This window comes from Mycolicibacterium tokaiense (genome assembly GCF_010725885.1).
Lineage (GTDB): Bacteria > Actinomycetota > Actinomycetes > Mycobacteriales > Mycobacteriaceae > Mycobacterium > Mycobacterium tokaiense.
The window spans coordinates 5059483-5075436 of the sequence record NZ_AP022600.1; the positions used below are offsets into that span (position 1 = coordinate 5059483).

At 67.1% G+C, this 15954-nt stretch carries 13 protein-coding genes; 4 read left to right on the forward strand and 9 right to left on the reverse strand.

The annotated features are described in order from the left end of the window. Positions 1–42: 42 nt before the first annotated feature. Positions 43–114, forward strand: coding sequence for a putative leader peptide (locus G6N58_RS31255; RefSeq protein ID WP_353961422.1), 72 nt, complete (start codon positions 43–45; stop codon positions 112–114). An 89-nt stretch (positions 115–203) separates the two neighbouring features. Continuing rightward, the gene (locus tag G6N58_RS24705) at positions 204–1157 is read left to right on the forward strand and encodes a sulfite exporter TauE/SafE family protein (RefSeq protein WP_115281133.1); all 954 of its coding nucleotides are present in this window, start codon (positions 204–206) and stop codon (positions 1155–1157) included. Here G6N58_RS24705 and G6N58_RS24710 read toward each other — a convergent pair whose 3' ends face one another. From G6N58_RS24710 to G6N58_RS24730, 5 genes are read right to left on the reverse strand one after another with little or no spacing between them, the layout of a single operon-like run. Next, entirely contained in the window at positions 1158–2627 is a 1470-nt protein-coding gene (locus tag G6N58_RS24710) for a flavin-containing monooxygenase (RefSeq protein ID WP_115281132.1), read from the reverse strand. A gap of 40 nt (positions 2628–2667) precedes the next feature. Beyond that, positions 2668–4215: a GMC family oxidoreductase gene (locus G6N58_RS24715; RefSeq protein ID WP_115281131.1), complete on the reverse strand. Its 1548-nt coding sequence runs from the start codon at positions 4213–4215 to the stop codon at positions 2668–2670. Next, positions 4215–5744, reverse strand: coding sequence for an APC family permease (locus tag G6N58_RS24720; RefSeq protein WP_115282091.1), 1530 nt, complete (start codon positions 5742–5744; stop codon positions 4215–4217). Before G6N58_RS24720 ends, G6N58_RS24715 begins: the two co-directional genes overlap by 1 nt. Positions 5745–5762: 18 nt before the next feature. Beyond that, positions 5763–7235, reverse strand: a complete 1473-nt coding sequence (locus tag G6N58_RS24725) for an aldehyde dehydrogenase family protein (protein ID WP_115281130.1) — start codon at positions 7233–7235, stop codon at positions 5763–5765. Then, on the reverse strand, positions 7232–8200 hold the full coding sequence (locus G6N58_RS24730) for a tripartite tricarboxylate transporter substrate binding protein (RefSeq protein WP_115281129.1): 969 nt from the start codon (positions 8198–8200) through the stop codon (positions 7232–7234). The genes G6N58_RS24725 and G6N58_RS24730 overlap by 4 nt, the downstream gene beginning before the upstream one ends. Positions 8201–8302: 102 nt before the next feature. Between G6N58_RS24730 and G6N58_RS24735 the strand changes: the two genes are divergently transcribed. After that, entirely contained in the window at positions 8303–8926 is a 624-nt protein-coding gene (locus G6N58_RS24735) for an FKBP-type peptidyl-prolyl cis-trans isomerase (RefSeq protein ID WP_232067988.1), read from the forward strand. An 89-nt stretch (positions 8927–9015) separates the two neighbouring features. After that, on the forward strand, positions 9016–10392 hold the full coding sequence (locus tag G6N58_RS24740; protein ID WP_115281128.1) for an HNH endonuclease signature motif containing protein: 1377 nt from the start codon (positions 9016–9018) through the stop codon (positions 10390–10392). 10 nt (positions 10393–10402) lie between these two features. Here the strand turns inward: G6N58_RS24740 and G6N58_RS24745 are convergent, their stop codons facing one another. The 4 genes from G6N58_RS24745 to G6N58_RS24760 form a co-directional block, all read right to left on the reverse strand. After that, complete coding sequence (locus G6N58_RS24745) at positions 10403–11161, reverse strand: GntR family transcriptional regulator (RefSeq protein WP_163908386.1); 759 nt, start codon at positions 11159–11161, stop codon at positions 10403–10405. A gap of 44 nt (positions 11162–11205) precedes the next feature. Then, complete coding sequence (locus tag G6N58_RS24750; protein WP_163908388.1) at positions 11206–12573, reverse strand: NtaA/DmoA family FMN-dependent monooxygenase; 1368 nt, start codon at positions 12571–12573, stop codon at positions 11206–11208. Between the two features lie 155 nt (positions 12574–12728). Continuing rightward, positions 12729–14054 (reverse strand): acetyl-CoA hydrolase/transferase family protein, encoded by a 1326-nt coding sequence (locus G6N58_RS24755; RefSeq protein ID WP_115282089.1) that lies wholly within the window; start codon positions 14052–14054, stop codon positions 12729–12731. Between the two features lie 30 nt (positions 14055–14084). Next, positions 14085–15830 carry an AMP-binding protein gene (locus G6N58_RS24760; RefSeq protein WP_115281125.1) on the reverse strand — a complete coding sequence of 582 codons (1746 nt, stop codon included), beginning with the start codon at positions 15828–15830 and terminating at the stop codon, positions 14085–14087. Between the last annotated feature and the right edge of the window lie 124 nt (positions 15831–15954).

Below are 15954 nucleotides of genomic sequence, written 5' to 3' on the forward strand. Positions count from 1 at the left end.
TCGTTTTGGCGCAGCTGCGGAATTCCTGGTAGGAATTATGGAATGTCCACGCACCTGGTCAGCCGTCGTGCTGTCGACCTGCTGCGTGTGGCCTCGTGTCTGTGTTGTCGCTGAACTCCTGGGCCGGCTGAGCCGCCCGAACGCCGCTCGATCTTTCTGCTGCCCGCGTTCCGTAGTTCGTGTAGACAAACCGGAGTTCATCAGTGAAAACCCTCGTCCTCATCGGCCTCGTGGGCCTGGCCGCCCAGCTCGTCGACGGCAGCCTCGGGATGGCCTACGGGGTCACCACCACCACGCTGCTCCTGGCCATCGGCACCAACCCGGCCGCCGCGTCGGCGACGGTGCACCTGGCCGAGATCGGCACCACGCTGATCTCCGGGGTGTCGCACTGGAAGTTCGGCAACGTCGACTGGCAGGTGGTGCGGCGGATCGCCCTGCCCGGTGCCATCGGCGCCTTCCTGGGGGCGACGGTGCTGTCGAGCCTGTCCACCGAGGCGGCCGCGCCGATCATGGCGATCATCCTGTTGGCCCTCGGCGTCTACATCCTGTTGCGGTTCACCTTCCAGGGTCTTCCGCGCCACAACCTCGGTAAGCCGCTGCGCAAACGCTTCCTGACACCGCTGGGCTTCGTGGCCGGGTTCGTCGACGCCACCGGTGGCGGCGGCTGGGGCCCGGTGGGCACGCCCGCCATCCTGGCCAGCGGTCGCATCGAGCCACGCAAGGTCATCGGCTCCATCGACACCAGTGAATTCGTCATCGCCATCGCCGCGAGCCTGGGCTTCCTGGTCAGCCTCGGCGCCCAGGGCATCAACATCGGCTGGGTGCTGGCAATCCTGGTGGGCGGTGTGATCGCCGCACCCATCGCCGCCTGGCTGGTGCGCCACATTCCGCCGCGGCTGCTCGGCGCCTCGGTGGGCGGCCTGATCGTCCTGACCAACACCCGCAGCCTGCTGCGCAGTGATCTCGTCGACGTTGCCGACGGGGTCGCGACGGCGATCTACGCGGTGATCGTCGTGGCCTGGGTGGCCGCCTTCGTGCACTCGCTGCGGCAGTACTTCAAAGATCGCGAGCACGAGTCCGCCGACTACGCGGCCAAGGTCACCGCCGAAGCCAAGGTCTCCGATGTCGACGACGACAAGGCGCCCGCCTCGGCGTGATCACCTCAGTAGCGCGCAGTACGCCTGCTCGCGGGCGGTGAGCTGATTGCCCGTGATGGCGCCGAAGGCGGCCGCATCCGCAGCGAAACGGGTGGCCGCGTCGGGTGACGCATCGGGCCCCTCCAGCCGGAAACAGCTGGGCGCCAGGGGCCCGAACAGCAGGGCGCGCCGCAGGTCCGGCCAGCGCTCCAGCGTCGGTTCCACGCCGGCGGCGCGGGCGAACATGATGGCCGCGAGATTCATCCGGGTCTTCTGCGGCAGCCCCCGTCGCGCCCGGTAGGTGGAGATCGCGGCACGCTGCTCGCGGTCGGCGGCACCGGCCACCGTGCCACCCCAGGTGTAGGCGATCCAGCGCGCCTGCAGTTCCAACGGGACGAAATACCCGCCGGATTGGTCCCACATCCCGGAGAAGGCCAGCCCCGGCAGGTCCGGGTGAAAGGTGTGCCGGTCGGCGTCGAGGTGGACGTCATCGAGGCCGAGGATCTCGCGGATCTCGTCGCTGAGGAACGGCAGATCCAGGCGGAACCCGGTGCCGAACAGCAGAGCGTCGAACTGTTCGGCGCTGCCGTCGGCGAAGGTCACCGTCTCACCGCTCACCCGATCGATCCACGGTCGCACGGTGATACGCCCCTCGGCGACCATCGACAGATGGTGCTGACTCAGCGTCACCCCGGCGGCGAACAGCGACGGGTCGGGCTGCGGCGCGCCGTACTGCTCGGGGCTGCCGTTGGCCTCGACCACGATCTGCTTCAGTTGCCGGTCGACCTCGGCCGGCGCCAGGGTTTCGGCCGCCAGCACGCCGTAGCGGGTGAAGATCCGATGGTCGGAGGGCACCCCGGCGGCGAACTTCGGCAACACGTAGCGCTGCCTGCGCTGGGTCACCACCACCCGCGCCGCACCGTGCTGGGCGAGTTCGGTGGCGATCTCCAGTGCGCTGACCGCGCACCCCGCCACCAGCACCCGCTGACCGGCGTGCGCACCGGCGCCGCGGAACGAGAACGTCGACGACACCGGACCGGGGAACGTGTCGAGTCCTGCGACGTCCGGGATCACGGGTGTGTGGAAACGCCCGGTGGCCACCACCACCCGTTCGAAGCGCTCCTCGCCGTCGGGGGTGCGCAGCAGCCATCCGCCGGGTCCGCGACGCAGGCCTGTCACCGGGGTGGTGAAGCGAATCCGCGGGATCAGCCCGAAGGTCTCGGCGTAGCGGTGCAGATACGCCGAGACCGCCCGGTTGTGCGGGAACACCACCCTGCCTGCCGGGACCAGGTCGCTGAACGCAGTGAGGATGCGGCTGGTGTTGGTGTGCATGGCCGGCCAGACGCCGCTGCGGTTGTCGTCGCCGCTCCACTGCCCGCCGAGGGTCGATCCGCGCTCGAACAGCGTCGGCGCGAAGCCCTGCGCCAGCAACCACCGCGCCGTCACCAGGCCGCCGGGACCCGCCCCGATCACCGCCACCCGGTCGCTCATCTGTCGTATTGTGCCGCTTCGCCCGGGTGCTGCGGCCGATTCAGCTGCCGCGCATCAGGTCCGCACATTTCTCGGCCATCGCCATCACGGTGATGTTCGGATTCACCGCGGGCAGCTTCGGCATCGCCGAGGCGTCCACCACCCGCAGCCGTTGCACGCCCTTGACCCGCAGTTGCGGATCCAGCACCGCCGCAGGATCGTCGGGTGCACCCATCCTGGCGGTGGCGGCCGGGTGATACACGGTGTTGTGGGTCTTGTGCATGTAGTCGATCAGCTCGTCGTCGGTGACGGCCTCTGGGCCCGGTGCCAGCTCCCGCGCGATCCACGAGCGCAACGGGTCCTGATCGGCGATCCGGCGCGCCAGCCGGATACCCGCCAGCATCACCGTCTCGTCGTGGCCCTCGGCATCGGTGAAGTACCGCGGATCCACCTTCGCCCGATCGCGGAAGTCCCGGGACCGCAACCGCACCGTGCCGCGCGACTTGCCCTGTGTCACATTGGGTGTCAGGCAGAAACCGTTGTCGGTGGTCGGATAGCCCCACCGCAGGGTGTTCATGTCGAACGGCACACTGCCGTAGTGCATCATCAGGTCGGGCTGGGTCAATCCCTCGACGGTCGAGGCGAACAGCCCGATCTCCCACCACTGGGTGGAGGTCGTGACCATGGGCCGCGACGCCTCCCAGAACACCAGACCTTCCACATGGTCGTCGAGATTGGATCCCACCCCCGGGGAATCGACGCGCACCGGGATACCGAACTCCTGAAGGTGTTGCGCCGGACCGATTCCGGACAGCATCAGCAGTTTCGGGGTGTCGATGGCACCGGCGGTGAGCACCACCTCGCGGCGGGCGTGCACGGTGTCGTAGCCGGTGAGGTCGGGGCGGAGGTGTCGCACGCCGGTGGCGTTGCCGGCGCCGTCGAACAGCACCTCGCTGACCCACGACCCGGTACGGACCTGCAGGTTGGTGCGTGTCTCGAGGATGGGATGCAGGTAGGCGTGCGAGGTCGACATCCGGGTGCCGTCCTCGGCGGCGTTGATCTGGAACCAGCCGGCACCGTTGACCACCGTGGGTCCGCGGTTGAACTGCACCGTGGGCAGACCCACCTTGGCGGCGGACTCCAGCACCGCGACACCACACGGGTCGTCTGGCGGCACGTCGCGCAGCCGGACCGGCCCGTCGCGGCCGTGGTCACCGTCGGCGTCGTTGCGCTCCAGGCGTTTCACGTAGCGGCGCAGGTCGGTCCAGCCCGCGGCGCCCATGGCCTCCCAGTCCGCCAACCCTTCGGCCGGGGGCCAGAACGCGATGCAGGAGTTGTGCGATGAGCACCCGCCGAGAACCTTGGCCCGCGCGTGGCGCAGGAAGCTGTTGCCCTTCTCCTGCGGCTCCACCGGGTAGTCCCAGTCGTATCCGGAATCCAGCAGGTGCATCCAGTCTGCGAGCACCAGGATGTTGGGGTCGTCGACGTCGCTGGGCCCGGCTTCCACCAGGCACACGGTCACCGACGGGTCCTCTGACAGCCGTGCCGCCAGCACACATCCGGCGGTGCCGCCGCCGGCGATCACATAGTCGACCGTGATGTCTGCCATCAACGGTGATCGGTCTGTTCGCTGCGATGCGACTGCAGGCATCCGATGTGGTGGCGACCCTTGACGAAATACCAGAGCAGTCCGGCACCCACGATCACCCCGATGTAGACGAAGGCACCCCAGGTGTTGTACCAGGGCTCGCCGTACACCGCCGCCCGCGGCCAGGCCAGGTTGAGCGCCATCCCGGCGCCCCAGACCACGGCCACGGTGTTGACCGCCAGCCCCCACCGCCCCATCGTGAAATAGCCCTGGGTTTTCAGATCTGCTGGGGGCCACTGTCCCTGGAGGCGTTTCTTGAGCATCGGCCCGGTCACCATGAGATACGCCAGGTAGATCATGATGATCGCGATGGAGGTCAACACCGTGAAGATCTTGGGCTGACCGACGTTGATCAGCAGGATGATGACGGCGACGACGCCGATCACGACGGCGGGGACGATCGGCGTCTGTGACTTGGGGTTCACCGTAGCCAGCCGCTCCCCGAACGGCAGCGCGTTGTCGCGGGCCATCGCGAACGACAGCCGGATCGCCGCGGTATGCACGGCCAGCGTGCACACCGTCACCGCGATCACGATGCAGATCAGGAAGATGGTGCCCAGCGGCCCCCACATCACCTGCTCGACGATGTACTGCAGACCACCGCTGCTCTCTCCCAGCGCCGGGTCCTGAAGGTTGGGTGCGGCCATCACCGCGAACACCAGGATGGCGCCGCCGATCACGAAGGAAGCCAGGATCGCCCTGGCGATTGCCTTGGGCGCGGTACGCCGCGGGTCCACGGTCTCCTCACCCAGCGAGGCCGCGGTGTCGAACCCGTACATCACGTACCCCGAGGCCAACGACGCGATCAAGAACGCCCCCAGAAAGCCCATGCTCTCTTCGGTGCCGTACCCGTTGGTGGAGAAGAAGATATCGGGCCCGCGCTCGATGTTGATCCCCAGCAGGAAGGCGATCAGCACGGCGGCGATGAGTTCGATGAACACGCCTGCACTGTTGATCCTGGCCATCAGCTTCACGCCCACCGCGTTGACGATGGTGGTGAACGCGATCAGCACGCTGCCGAGCAGTACCGCGTTGGCCGCGTAGTCGTACTGGCCGGTGCCGTCGCCGATGATCTGGAAGCCGCTCCAGATCCGCGGCAAGTTCAGCTGGTAGGCCAGGGCCACTGCCGAGATGGTGACGATGGACGCGGTGAGCATCAGCCACCCGGCGGCCCATCCCACCAGCTTGCTGGCCAGCTTCTTCGACCAGTTGTACACCGATCCGGCGATGGGGTACTTGGCGGCCAGTTCCATGAAGCACAGGGCGACGGCCATCTGACCCACGAAGACCAGCGGCCACGACCACAGGTACGCGGGACCCGCTGTGCCGTAACCGAAGTAGAAGAGCTGGAAGGTGCCGGTGAGGATCGAGATGTAGCTGACGCCGGCTGCGAAGCTGGCGAACTTGCCGATGCTGCGGTCCAGCGATTCCCGGTAGCCGAAGTCGGCCATACCGTGGTCGTCTGACGATGTCGACGCCGATGTGGTCATGTCCTGCATTCCTTCGTGTTAGAACCAGCCCACTTCACCGGGCGCGGTGTTGGTCCAGATGTGTTTCAGTTCTTGGTATTCGGCCAGGCCGGTGGGTCCGAGTTCGCGGCCGTTGCCGGACCGTCCGAAGCCACCCCATTCGGCGGCCGCCGTGTAGACGCCGAAATCGTTGACCCAGACCGTGCCGTGCCGTAGCGCTCTGGCCACCCGCTCTGCGCGGGCGGTGTCGCCCGTGCGCACTCCGGCGGCCAGTCCGTAGGTGGTGTCGTTGCCCAGTTCGATGGCCTGCTCCTCGGAGGTGAATCGTTCGACGGTCAGGATGGGGCCGAAGGTCTCTTCGGTGACGATGCGCATGCCCCGGTCACAGCGGTCGAAGACCGTGGGCGGATAGAAGTACCCTGCCGCCAGCGCCGGATCGGTGGGCCGCTGCCCACCGGTCATCAGCACCGCACCTTCGGAGATGCCGAGTGCCACGTAGGCTTCCACCTTGTCGCGGTGCGCCGTCGACACCAGCGGGCCGGTCTGGCTGGCCGGGTCCAGCCCGTTACCGAAGCGGATCTTCTCGGCGCGGGCCACCACGGCGGCCACCAGGTCGTCGGCGATCGACTCCTCGACGATCAGCCTGGTGCCCGACGAGCAGACCTGTCCGGAGTGCAGGAACACCCCGGTCACCACGGCGTCGACGGCGCTGTCCCAGTCGGCGTCGGCGAACACCAGGTGCGGGTTCTTGCCGCCCAGTTCGAGCGCGACGCGGCTGACGTGGGGGGCCGCGGCCGCGGCGATCGAGGCCCCGGTGGAGGCCCCGCCGGTGAACGACACCATGTCGACGTCGGCGTTGTCCACCAGCGCGGCGCCGACGGCGGCACCGCTGCCCTGGATCAGGTTGAGCACGCCGGCAGGCACCCCCGCTTCGTGCGCCAGCCGCACCAGGGCGATGGTGCTCAGCGGTGTCACCTCGCTGGGTTTGGCCACCATGGTGCACCCGGCCGCCAGCGCAGGCGCGATCTTCCACACAATCTGCAGCAGCGGATAATTCCACGGGGCGATCAGCACACAGACACCAATCGGCTCCCGCACGACGCGACTCACAATCGCGGGGTTGCCCACGTCGACCAGCCGGTCGGACTGCACCGCCGCCAGCCGTGCGTAAAAGCGGAACACCGATACCACATCGTCGATGTCGATCTGGCTCTCGCGCAGCGTCTTTCCGGTGTCGAGTGTCTCGATGCGGGCGATCTCGTCGCGGTCACGCAGCAGCAGATCGGCGATGCGGTTGCACATTTCCGCGCGCTCGGCGACCGCGGTGGCCGACCAGGACGGGAAGGCGGCGCGGGCTGCGGACACCGCAGCTGCCGCGTCAGCCGGACCTGCCTCGGCCACCACCGCCACCACGCTGCCGTCAGCGGGATTGATCACCTCACGGGTCGCCCCGTCCGCGGCGTGGCGCCAGGTGCCGTCGATGAACAGGGCCGGCTGCACCCCGTCACTCATTGGCCGGCCTCCCCCAGGGCAGTTGTGACATCGGCTTGAGTCTCCGCCAGGAACGTTGCGTACTCGTCACCACTCATGAACCGCGTTGTGAACTGCCGCTGCTCGGCCAGCTGGGACCAGGTGGGGGTGGCGACCATCGTCGCCAGGGTGCGTCGCCAGTAGTCCACGGCGTACTGCGGCATACCCGGCGGACCGTAGAGCCCACGCCAGTTCGACAGGGTGACGTCGAAGCCGAGTTCACGTGCTGTCGGTGCGTCCAGACCCGGCAGCCGCTGTTCGGACAGGACAGCCAGCGGGATGAGCTGGCGGGTCCGCAGCTGGTCGATGACCTCGCTGACCCCGGCGATCGCCACCCCGATCTGGCCGTTGTGCAGAGCGTCGCTCTGTTCACCGCCGCCCTGCATGCTGACGTACCGGGTGGCGCCCGGATTGCCGCCGGCCGCGCGCACCAGCAGATCGAACGGGGCCTCGTCATCCGTGGCCGCGCCGACGACCACGCGTCCGGGGTCAGCCGCCGCTGTCTGCAGCAGGCCGCGCAGGTCGGCGAACTCGGAGCCGGGTTCGACGAACACCACGTAGTACTCCGTCATCAGGTTGGCGATCATCGTGACGTCTGTGTAGCCGTACTTCGATATGCCGCGCAGCTGGTTCATCATCATCGACAGGGACGTCACAGAAATCTGGTCATCACGGCCGGCGTACTGCTCCACCATCGTGGCCAGGAAGTCCGCGCCGATGTTGCCGGGGCGGTACTCCACAGGCAGCGGCACCTCGACCAGGCGTTCCTGTGTCAGGGTGTCCACCACGGCGCGGATGGTGAGGTCGAAACCGCTCCCCGGGTTGGCGCCCGCGGTCATGGTGACCGGGCCGGTGGGATACGGGACGGCTCTGGCAGGACCGGACTGCATTCCGGCGAGCACCAGCGCTCCGGTCAACACCGCCCCGACGACGGCCTTGATCTTCATGGATGTGTTGCTCCTCGCAGGTCGGCTGCTGTCCTCCAGAAGCTGTACACCCCGACCACCGTCGCTGTCCCGGAATCCAAGGAGCCGGGGCGGGCTTGTACCGTGGCGCGGGTGAACTTCTCCCGTGTGTGTACCTCGGCCGCCGTCGCGGCGCTGTCCGTGACCCTCGCCGCCTGCGGCTCCGATTCGGAACCTGCGGCGACCAGTGCGTCGTCCGTCGTCGACATGGCCACCACCACCGAGGCTGCCCCGCTGCCGGAGGCCAGCGGCTGCCCCACCGCGCCGCCGGCGGCGGATGTGGCGCCGCAGTGGTCCCTCCCGGGGGCCACCGGCAGCGTCTCGGTGACGGGATCCACCGACACCGCGGCGCCGGCGGTCACGGTGCAGGGTCCGTTCAGCGTGGCCGAGACGCAGGTGCACACCTTGGTGCCCGGCACCGGCCCTGTAATTGCGGACACCGCCACCGTGCTGGTCTGCTACATGGGTGTCAACGGGCGCGACGGCTCGGTGTTCGACAGCAGCTACGAGCGCGGCGCCCCGGTGGACTTCCCGCTGACCGGCGTGGTGACCGGCTTCCAAAAGGCCATTGCCGGGCAGACCGTCGGTTCCACCGTGGCTGTGGCGATGACGCCCGCCGACGGCTACCCCGAGGGACAACCCGCGGCGGGTATCCAGCCGGGTGATTCCTTGGTGTTCGCGATCAAGATCCTCGACGCGATGAACTGATCCTTCGGCCCCAAACCCCTTGTGTCGCTTCAGTATCTGGCGTCACCTTTTGAGCATTCCTGTCGGTGGTTCGAACTAGTGTTCGGGTCATGGGAACGTCAGCTGTCGCCGATCGGGAGGCGATGCTGGCTGCCCTGACCCAGATGGAAACCCTGACCGCCCGGATGAATCGGCTGTCGATCGACGCATTCTCCGATGCCGAGTTGTTGGCGCTGCAGCAGCGGCGTGAAGCCATCACCCGCGCGCAGCCGGTGCTCGATCACCGGGTATATCAAAGGATCACTTCCCAAAGCTCACCGATCTCCCTGGGCGCCAAGAATTACGCCGCGGTGTTGTCCCAGCGGCTGCGGATCTCCACCTCCGAGGCCCACCGCCGGCTGGATGAGGCGGCCTTGTTCGGGCCGCGGACCTCGCTGACCGGCGAGCCGATGGCACCCTCCATGCCCACCTTTGCGCGCGGTCAGGCGCAGGGGTTGATCGGCGCCGAGCACATCAAGCATGTGCGGTGGTTTTTCCGTGAGCTGCCCGGCTTCGTGGACTTCCAGACCCGGGCCAACGCCGAAGAACAACTGGCCCAGCATGCCTGCGAACTCGGGCCTGAGGCGTTCCGCACAGCCGCCGCGCACATGCTCTATCTGCTCAACCAAGACGGCGAGCTCTCCGATGAAGACCGTCAAGCCCTGGCCTACATCCGGGTCGGCAAGCAACGCCCCGACGGGATGCGGCCCTTCGAAGGCTTGTTGACCCCGGAGGCATGGGCCACCCTGGAGCCGCTGCTGGAGCGCAACGCCGCCCCAGGGATGTGCAACCCGGCTGATGAGAACCCCTGCCTCGACGGCGAACCCACCGAAGAGCAGATACGCAACGACACCCGCACCACCGGCAAACGGAATCACGATGCGCTGCTGGCGCTGTGCCAACGCTTGCTCACCAGAGCGACAGGCACTATCAACGGATTACCGGCGAACGTCGTGATCACCGTGAGTCTGACCGATCTGGAGAAGGGCACCGGCCACGGCCTGACTGCCGGCGGCACGCTGTTGCCGATCGCCGACGTGCTGAAATTCGCCGCCCACTCCCGGCCGTGGCTGGCGCTGTTCGACGGCAAAGGCCTGCCGCTGCATCTGGGCCGGGCCCGCCGGACCGCCACCCTCGCCCAGCGGTTGATGCTGCTGGCCAAACACCGGGGCTGCACCATGCCCGGGTGCACCGCCAGTGCGTACCGCTGCCAGGTGCATCACGCCAACCAGGATTGGAAGGACGGTGGGCGCACCGACATCGAGGACCTGACGTTGGCGTGCGGGCCGAACAATCGGATGGTGGAGACCACCGGATGGACCACAAGAAACCGTCCCGAGGATGGTGTCACCGAGTGGATCCCGCCGCCACACCTCGACTGCGGCCAGTCCCGCACCAACAACCTCCACCACCCGGAACGGATCATCGACCCCGGCGATGACCCGTGATCAACCCGCGTTACCTCATCTCCCGGTGATCAACCTTGTACGACGTCCGGTCACCGCGGTTGTACCGGAACCGCAGTTCGCGGATGCGGCCGTCGATGTCGAACATCAACGTCTCGCACAACAGAATCGGTGACCCGGGCGGCACGTGAAGCAGGCTGCTGGTCCGCGGATCACACGGCACCGCTTCCACGCTGTCCTCGGCATGGCTGTACTCGACCCCGAACCGCTCCCGGAAGATCAGCTCTCGCTCGCCATTGGGTCGCACCGTTGCGTAATCCACATCGGCGCTGACGTATCCGAGCCAGACGTGATGCGGCTCGCCGCGGACGGTGATCAGCCGCTCATGCATGAGCACATATTCCTCTTGGGTCTGCATGCGCCGCCGGATGTAGGGAGAGGCGGGAATGACCCGTTCGTCGAGCAGTTGCTCATCGAACACCTCGGTGGACGTCAGATCGGCGATCAGACCGGAGGTCTGCACCCGGGCCTCGGGATCCAGCTCATTCAGGGTGATCTGCACCATGGCCGAGGTGATGAAGGTGCCGCTACGCGGATTACGTTCCACCACGCCCTCGTCGGCCAGAAGTTGCAGCGCCACTCGCAGAGCGTTACGACTGGTCGACAGGGCCTGGACCAACTCGAACTCGACCAGTTGTGTTCCGGCGGGCAGGTAACCGGTCCGGATCGCCGAGCGCAGCAATTCGTACACCCGCCGCGATGAGGTCTGCAGCGGCGACGGAGCCGCCCGCAGTCCCTGCACAGCATTCACGGTGTGCAGCCTGTCACGGCCGCGCCAGGTTTGCAGGGCGGCGCTCATGACGATGCGCTTCGGAGCTTCAGCGGAATGCCCAGGTTGTCCCTGAGCGTCGTCGCGCTGCCGTAGCCGGTCTTGAACACTCCACGCTGCTGCAGGATCGGCACCACCTTCTCCACGAAGTCCACGACATTGCGCGGCATGAAGTTGATGATCGAGACCATGAAACCGACGTTGGGACCAGTCTCGGCGTGCAGGTCGCAGATCTGGTCGGCGATGTCGGTGGCGCTGCCGTAAAGCGTCGGCCCGCCCGCGATCATCGTCTCGCGGCCGAGCTGCTGGAACATCTGCTTGGTCAGCAGACCGCCGGGTCCGACCATCTCGGCCATCTTGGGCAGATACGCCGTCGATCCGTTGGCCGCTTCGATTGCCGCAGTGGCCTCCTCGATAGTGAAGGTGCCCGGCAGCGTGGAGAAGTCGAATCCGCTCTTGTGCGCCATGAAGACACCGCCGGCCTCCAACGGAACCGATTCGATCAGCTGTGCCTCGAGTTCCTTCGCGTGTTCGACGTTCTCACCCATCATCGGGTGCACCGGCCAGAGCACCTGGATCTCCTCCGGGGCCCGGCCCACGTCAGCAAGATGGCGGTCCAGCTCGGCGCGGAACGTCCTCATGCCCGCGGCCGAAGGACGGGACACGAACACGATGTCGGCGTTACGTGCGAACGATATGAGACCCCGTGGAGACGCACCGGCTTGGATGAGTGGCGGATGGTACTGGGGTGACGGCAGCATGTTCAGGGGACCCTTGACGTCGAAGAACTCGCCGTGATGGTCCAGATAGTGCACTTTGGCCGGGTCTGCGAACACGCCGGTTCCTGTGTCCAGCAGGATCGCCTCGGGTTCGACGCTACTCCACAGACCTTTGAGTACGTCGATGAACTCATCCGCGCGCTCGTAGCGTCGGTCGTGCTCCATCAGCTCGTCGAAGCCGAAGTTCGCGGCATCCGACCTGCGAGCCGAGGTCACGAGGTTTACCGCCATCCGTCCGCCTGTCACGTGATCGAGCGAAGAAACGTGCCGCGCAACGTAGTACGGGTGCATGTAGGTCGGTGAGAAGGTGAGGCCGAAACCGAGGTGTTGGGTCACCCGCGACATCAGGGCAATGGTGGGGCTCATGTCGTGGCGCGGCCACTGCAGGCCCCACGTGACCGCGGCGTCGATGCTGCCCTCCCAGGTATCGGGGATGCCGACACCGTCCCCGAAGAACACCATGTCGATGCAGCCACGCTCGGCCACGCGCGCGACATCCTCCCAGATGGCCGGGTGGGTGTAGTACGGGTAGTTCACCCACGAACCGGGGTTACGCCACGCCCCCTCGGTGTGGGTGAACGACAGATCGAGCGCCAGCTTGAGCGTGGGGGTCACGGCGGGAATCCTTCGGTTGCAGGTCAGTGGAACCGACCCCGAGTTCAGCCATCCGCCGTGTCAGCCGCGCAACACGCCGGAAAACTCTTGTTTGCGCCGCTTTCTCACACAACCTGACACTGCACCATCACTGCACAACAGCATCATTGAGGGCATCACTGCATCTGTTCCGCCACTGGGGACCGGCCACGGGCTGCCCGTTGCGCCGCGGCCAGCAGCTCGTCGCGGAACTCCGGATGGGCGATCGCCGCCAGCGCTTCACCGCGCTGCTGGACGGTTTTGCCTTCCAGCTCGGCGGCGCCGTACTCGGTGACGATGACGTCGACGTGGTGCCGCGGGGTGGTGATCACCGCACCGGGCCCGAACCAGGGCAGGATCCTCGACCGCAGTTCGCCGTCCCTGGTGAACGTCGACGGCAGACAGATCAGTGACCGGTCTGACAGCTCCAGGCCGGCGCCCGCCACAAAATCCTCCGCGCCGCCGATACCGCTGAATTGGTCACCATCGATGGTGTCGGCCACCACCTGTCCCTGCACGTCGACCGCAAGCGCACCATTGATGGAGACCATGTGGTGGTTGGCCGCGATGACCTCCGGGGAGTTGACGATCTCCACCGGAAGGAACACCACCTCGGTGTTGCCGTCCAACCAGGCGTACAACTCCGGCGATCCGAAGGCGAAGGTCGTCACACTGACCCCGGCGTAGATCCCTTTGTTCGTATTGGTGACTTTGCCGGCCCGGTGCAGTTGCATGCAGCCGTCTGTGAACATCTCGCTGTGCAGGCCGTACCCGCCACCGTCGCCCTCGGCGAGCTGGGTGGCGATCTGGCTGGGGATCGACCCGATCCCGGTCTGCAAGGTCGCCCCGGGTTCGATGAACCCCACCGCATGGCGCGCGATGGCGGTGTCGGCGTCGGTGGGCGGCGGCCCGGGCAGCGACAGCGGGGTGTCCGTGGAGCGCACCAGGATGTCGATCTCGTCGACGTGCACCGCGTGGCGGTGCTCCCCCGTCCCCACCGTGCGGGGATAGGCGTCCGACACCTCGACCACCAGAACCCGGTCGGGATCGGCTCCGGCACGGTGTAATTCGTCGATCGTGCCGCCGGCGTGCAGCGACAGCGAGCACCACCCCTGGTCATCCGGTGGCGCGGCGACCGTGCTCATCACCCTCGGCGCCTGCCGCTGCAGCAGCGGCCCGAAGCTCCGGAAATCGGCGGGCGTGAAGCCGATGTCGGCTCCACTGTCACGCAGCGCGCGCTCCAGGGGGCCGAAGAAGCCCGACAGATAGTGCACACCCGTCCGGCCGAACAACTCCGTGCCCACCGCCAGCAACGCGCCGTACACCCGCAAGTCGGTCCAGTCGTTGCGCTCACCGAGGGCGCGCAGGAACGCCGGCGGTTGCCCGGGTCCCAGCGGCAGCCCCAGGGTGTCGACGGTGTGCAGCCGCGCCGCAGCCTGCTGCGCGCTCAGTTCCTCCGGCATGGTCGCCACCCTGCCATGCCTCGGTCCCCGTCAGACGTCGACGCGCGTGAACCCGGTGCCTTCGTAGTGCGCGACGCAGGCCCGCCTGCGGACCTTGCCGCTGGTGGTGATCGGAATGGAGCCGGGAGCCACCAACACCAGATCGGCGGCCACCAGCCCGTGCGCATTGGAGATGGCCGAGGTGACCGCACGCCGCAGTTCGGCCACGTACTCGGCGACCTCCTCTGCGGTGTCCCCGCGCTTCTTGACCTCCATCACCACCACCAGCTGTTCCACGCCGTCCATCGCGACCGCGATGGCAGCGACCCGACCGCGGGTCAGCTCGGTCACCGTCGACTCGACATCGTCCGGTGCATGGTTGCGGCCACGGACGATGAGCAGGTCCTTGATCCGTCCGACGATGAAAAGCTCTCCGTCGCAGATGAATCCGAGATCACCGGTGCGCAACCACGGGCCCGATGGGGTGCCCGCGGCGGGATCGGTGATGGTGGCGCCGAACGTGCGCGCGGTCTCCTCGGGCTTGTGCCAGTAGCCGGCGCTGACGTTGTCGCCGTGCGCCCAGATCTCACCGGTGGTCCCGGGCGGACACTCACGCAGGGTGTCGGGATCGACGATCCGTAGCACGGGCGAAATCGCCGACAGCGGGGCTCCGTAGCTGATCAACGGCGTGCCGCCAGGTGCCGGGACCGGGTGCCCGGTGGTGAGGCTGTCCTGATCGAAGTGCACGGTCCTCGGGGGTTCACTCGGCGTGCGCGCCGCGAGATACAGAGTCGCTTCGGCCAGTCCGTACGAAGGCTGAATTACGTTGTCCCGCAGATTGAACCGGGCGAATCGCTCGCTGAACCGCGAGATGGTGGCCGGGTGCACCCGTTCCCCGCCACTCTGGATGAGCAGGACATCGCCGAGGTCCAGTCCGGCCATGTCCTCATCCGAGGTCTTCTTGGCGGCCACGTCGAAGGCGAAGTTCGGGGCCGAGGTGAACACGTTCGGGTGGCTGGCAGCCAATTGAAGCCAGCGTGCCGGTCGCTGCAGAAAGGACACCGGACTGGTCAACACGGTCGGAAAGCCGGCCACCACCGGGGTGCAGATTCCGATGATCAGGCCCAGATCGTGATAGAAGGGCAGCCACGACAGGATGGTGGGCGGGGTGATCAGACCGCCGTCGGCCAAAAAATCGGTGGTGATCTGTTGCAGGTTCGCCAGGACGTTCTGGTAGGAGATCATGACCCCGGCCGGTGCCCGCGTGGATCCCGAGGTGTACTGCAAGTAGGCCACCGACTGGATGTCGTCGGGCTCGACATCCGCCGCGCCGCCACGGACGGGGGCGTCCAGGTCCAGCGTGTCCACCTCGATCACCGCCAGGGTCGGCGCTTCGGTGACACTGTGGGCAACCGCTGATGCCACCGCGGAGGTCGTCAACACGGCGGCGGGGGTGGCGTCGCGCAGCACCGACTCGACCCGCTCGTCGGCGACGCCGCCGAACGGGACGGACAGCGGCACGGGGATCATGCCGGCCTGCAGGGCGCCGAGGAACCCGATGATGTACTCCAGGCCCTGGGGCGCCACGATCATCACCCGGTCACCGGGCACGGCGCAGTGTTGCAGTTCGCGCGCCACATTGCGAGCGCGCAGGTACAGCTGCGGCCACGTCAAGCTCAGCGGCACCCCCGCCCAATCCAGGTCGTAGTCGACGAAGGTCAGTGCCGTGTCGTCCGGCTGCAGGCTCGCGCGTTCACGCAGCAAGGCCGGGAAAGATGTCTCAACCGCCAGTGTCACGCGAAGGAAGTTACAGCAGCCGCGAAGGCTGCATCAGCGAAAACAGAACGAAAAGTGAAGTTCAGCCACTAATCTGCGTCTGCGTCAGTCACATAAGTGAATGGAAGATATGCACTGGGTCGGG

Excerpts from the sequence above, each read along its gene's own strand:
- G6N58_RS24710 (WP_115281132.1), bottom strand. The coding sequence starts at position 2,627 with ATGAGCGACCGGGTGGCGGTGATCGGGGCGGGTCCCGGCGGCCTGGTG.
- G6N58_RS24715 (WP_115281131.1), bottom strand. The coding sequence starts at position 4,215 with ATGGCAGACATCACGGTCGACTATGTGATCGCCGGCGGCGGCACCGCC.
- G6N58_RS24720 (WP_115282091.1), bottom strand. The coding sequence starts at position 5,744 with ATGACCACATCGGCGTCGACATCGTCAGACGACCACGGTATGGCCGAC.
- G6N58_RS24725 (WP_115281130.1), bottom strand. The coding sequence starts at position 7,235 with ATGAGTGACGGGGTGCAGCCGGCCCTGTTCATCGACGGCACCTGGCGC.
- G6N58_RS24730 (WP_115281129.1), bottom strand. The coding sequence starts at position 8,200 with ATGAAGATCAAGGCCGTCGTCGGGGCGGTGTTGACCGGAGCGCTGGTG.
- G6N58_RS24740 (WP_115281128.1), top strand. The coding sequence starts at position 9,016 with ATGGGAACGTCAGCTGTCGCCGATCGGGAGGCGATGCTGGCTGCCCTG.
- G6N58_RS24755 (WP_115282089.1), bottom strand. The coding sequence starts at position 14,054 with ATGCCGGAGGAACTGAGCGCGCAGCAGGCTGCGGCGCGGCTGCACACC.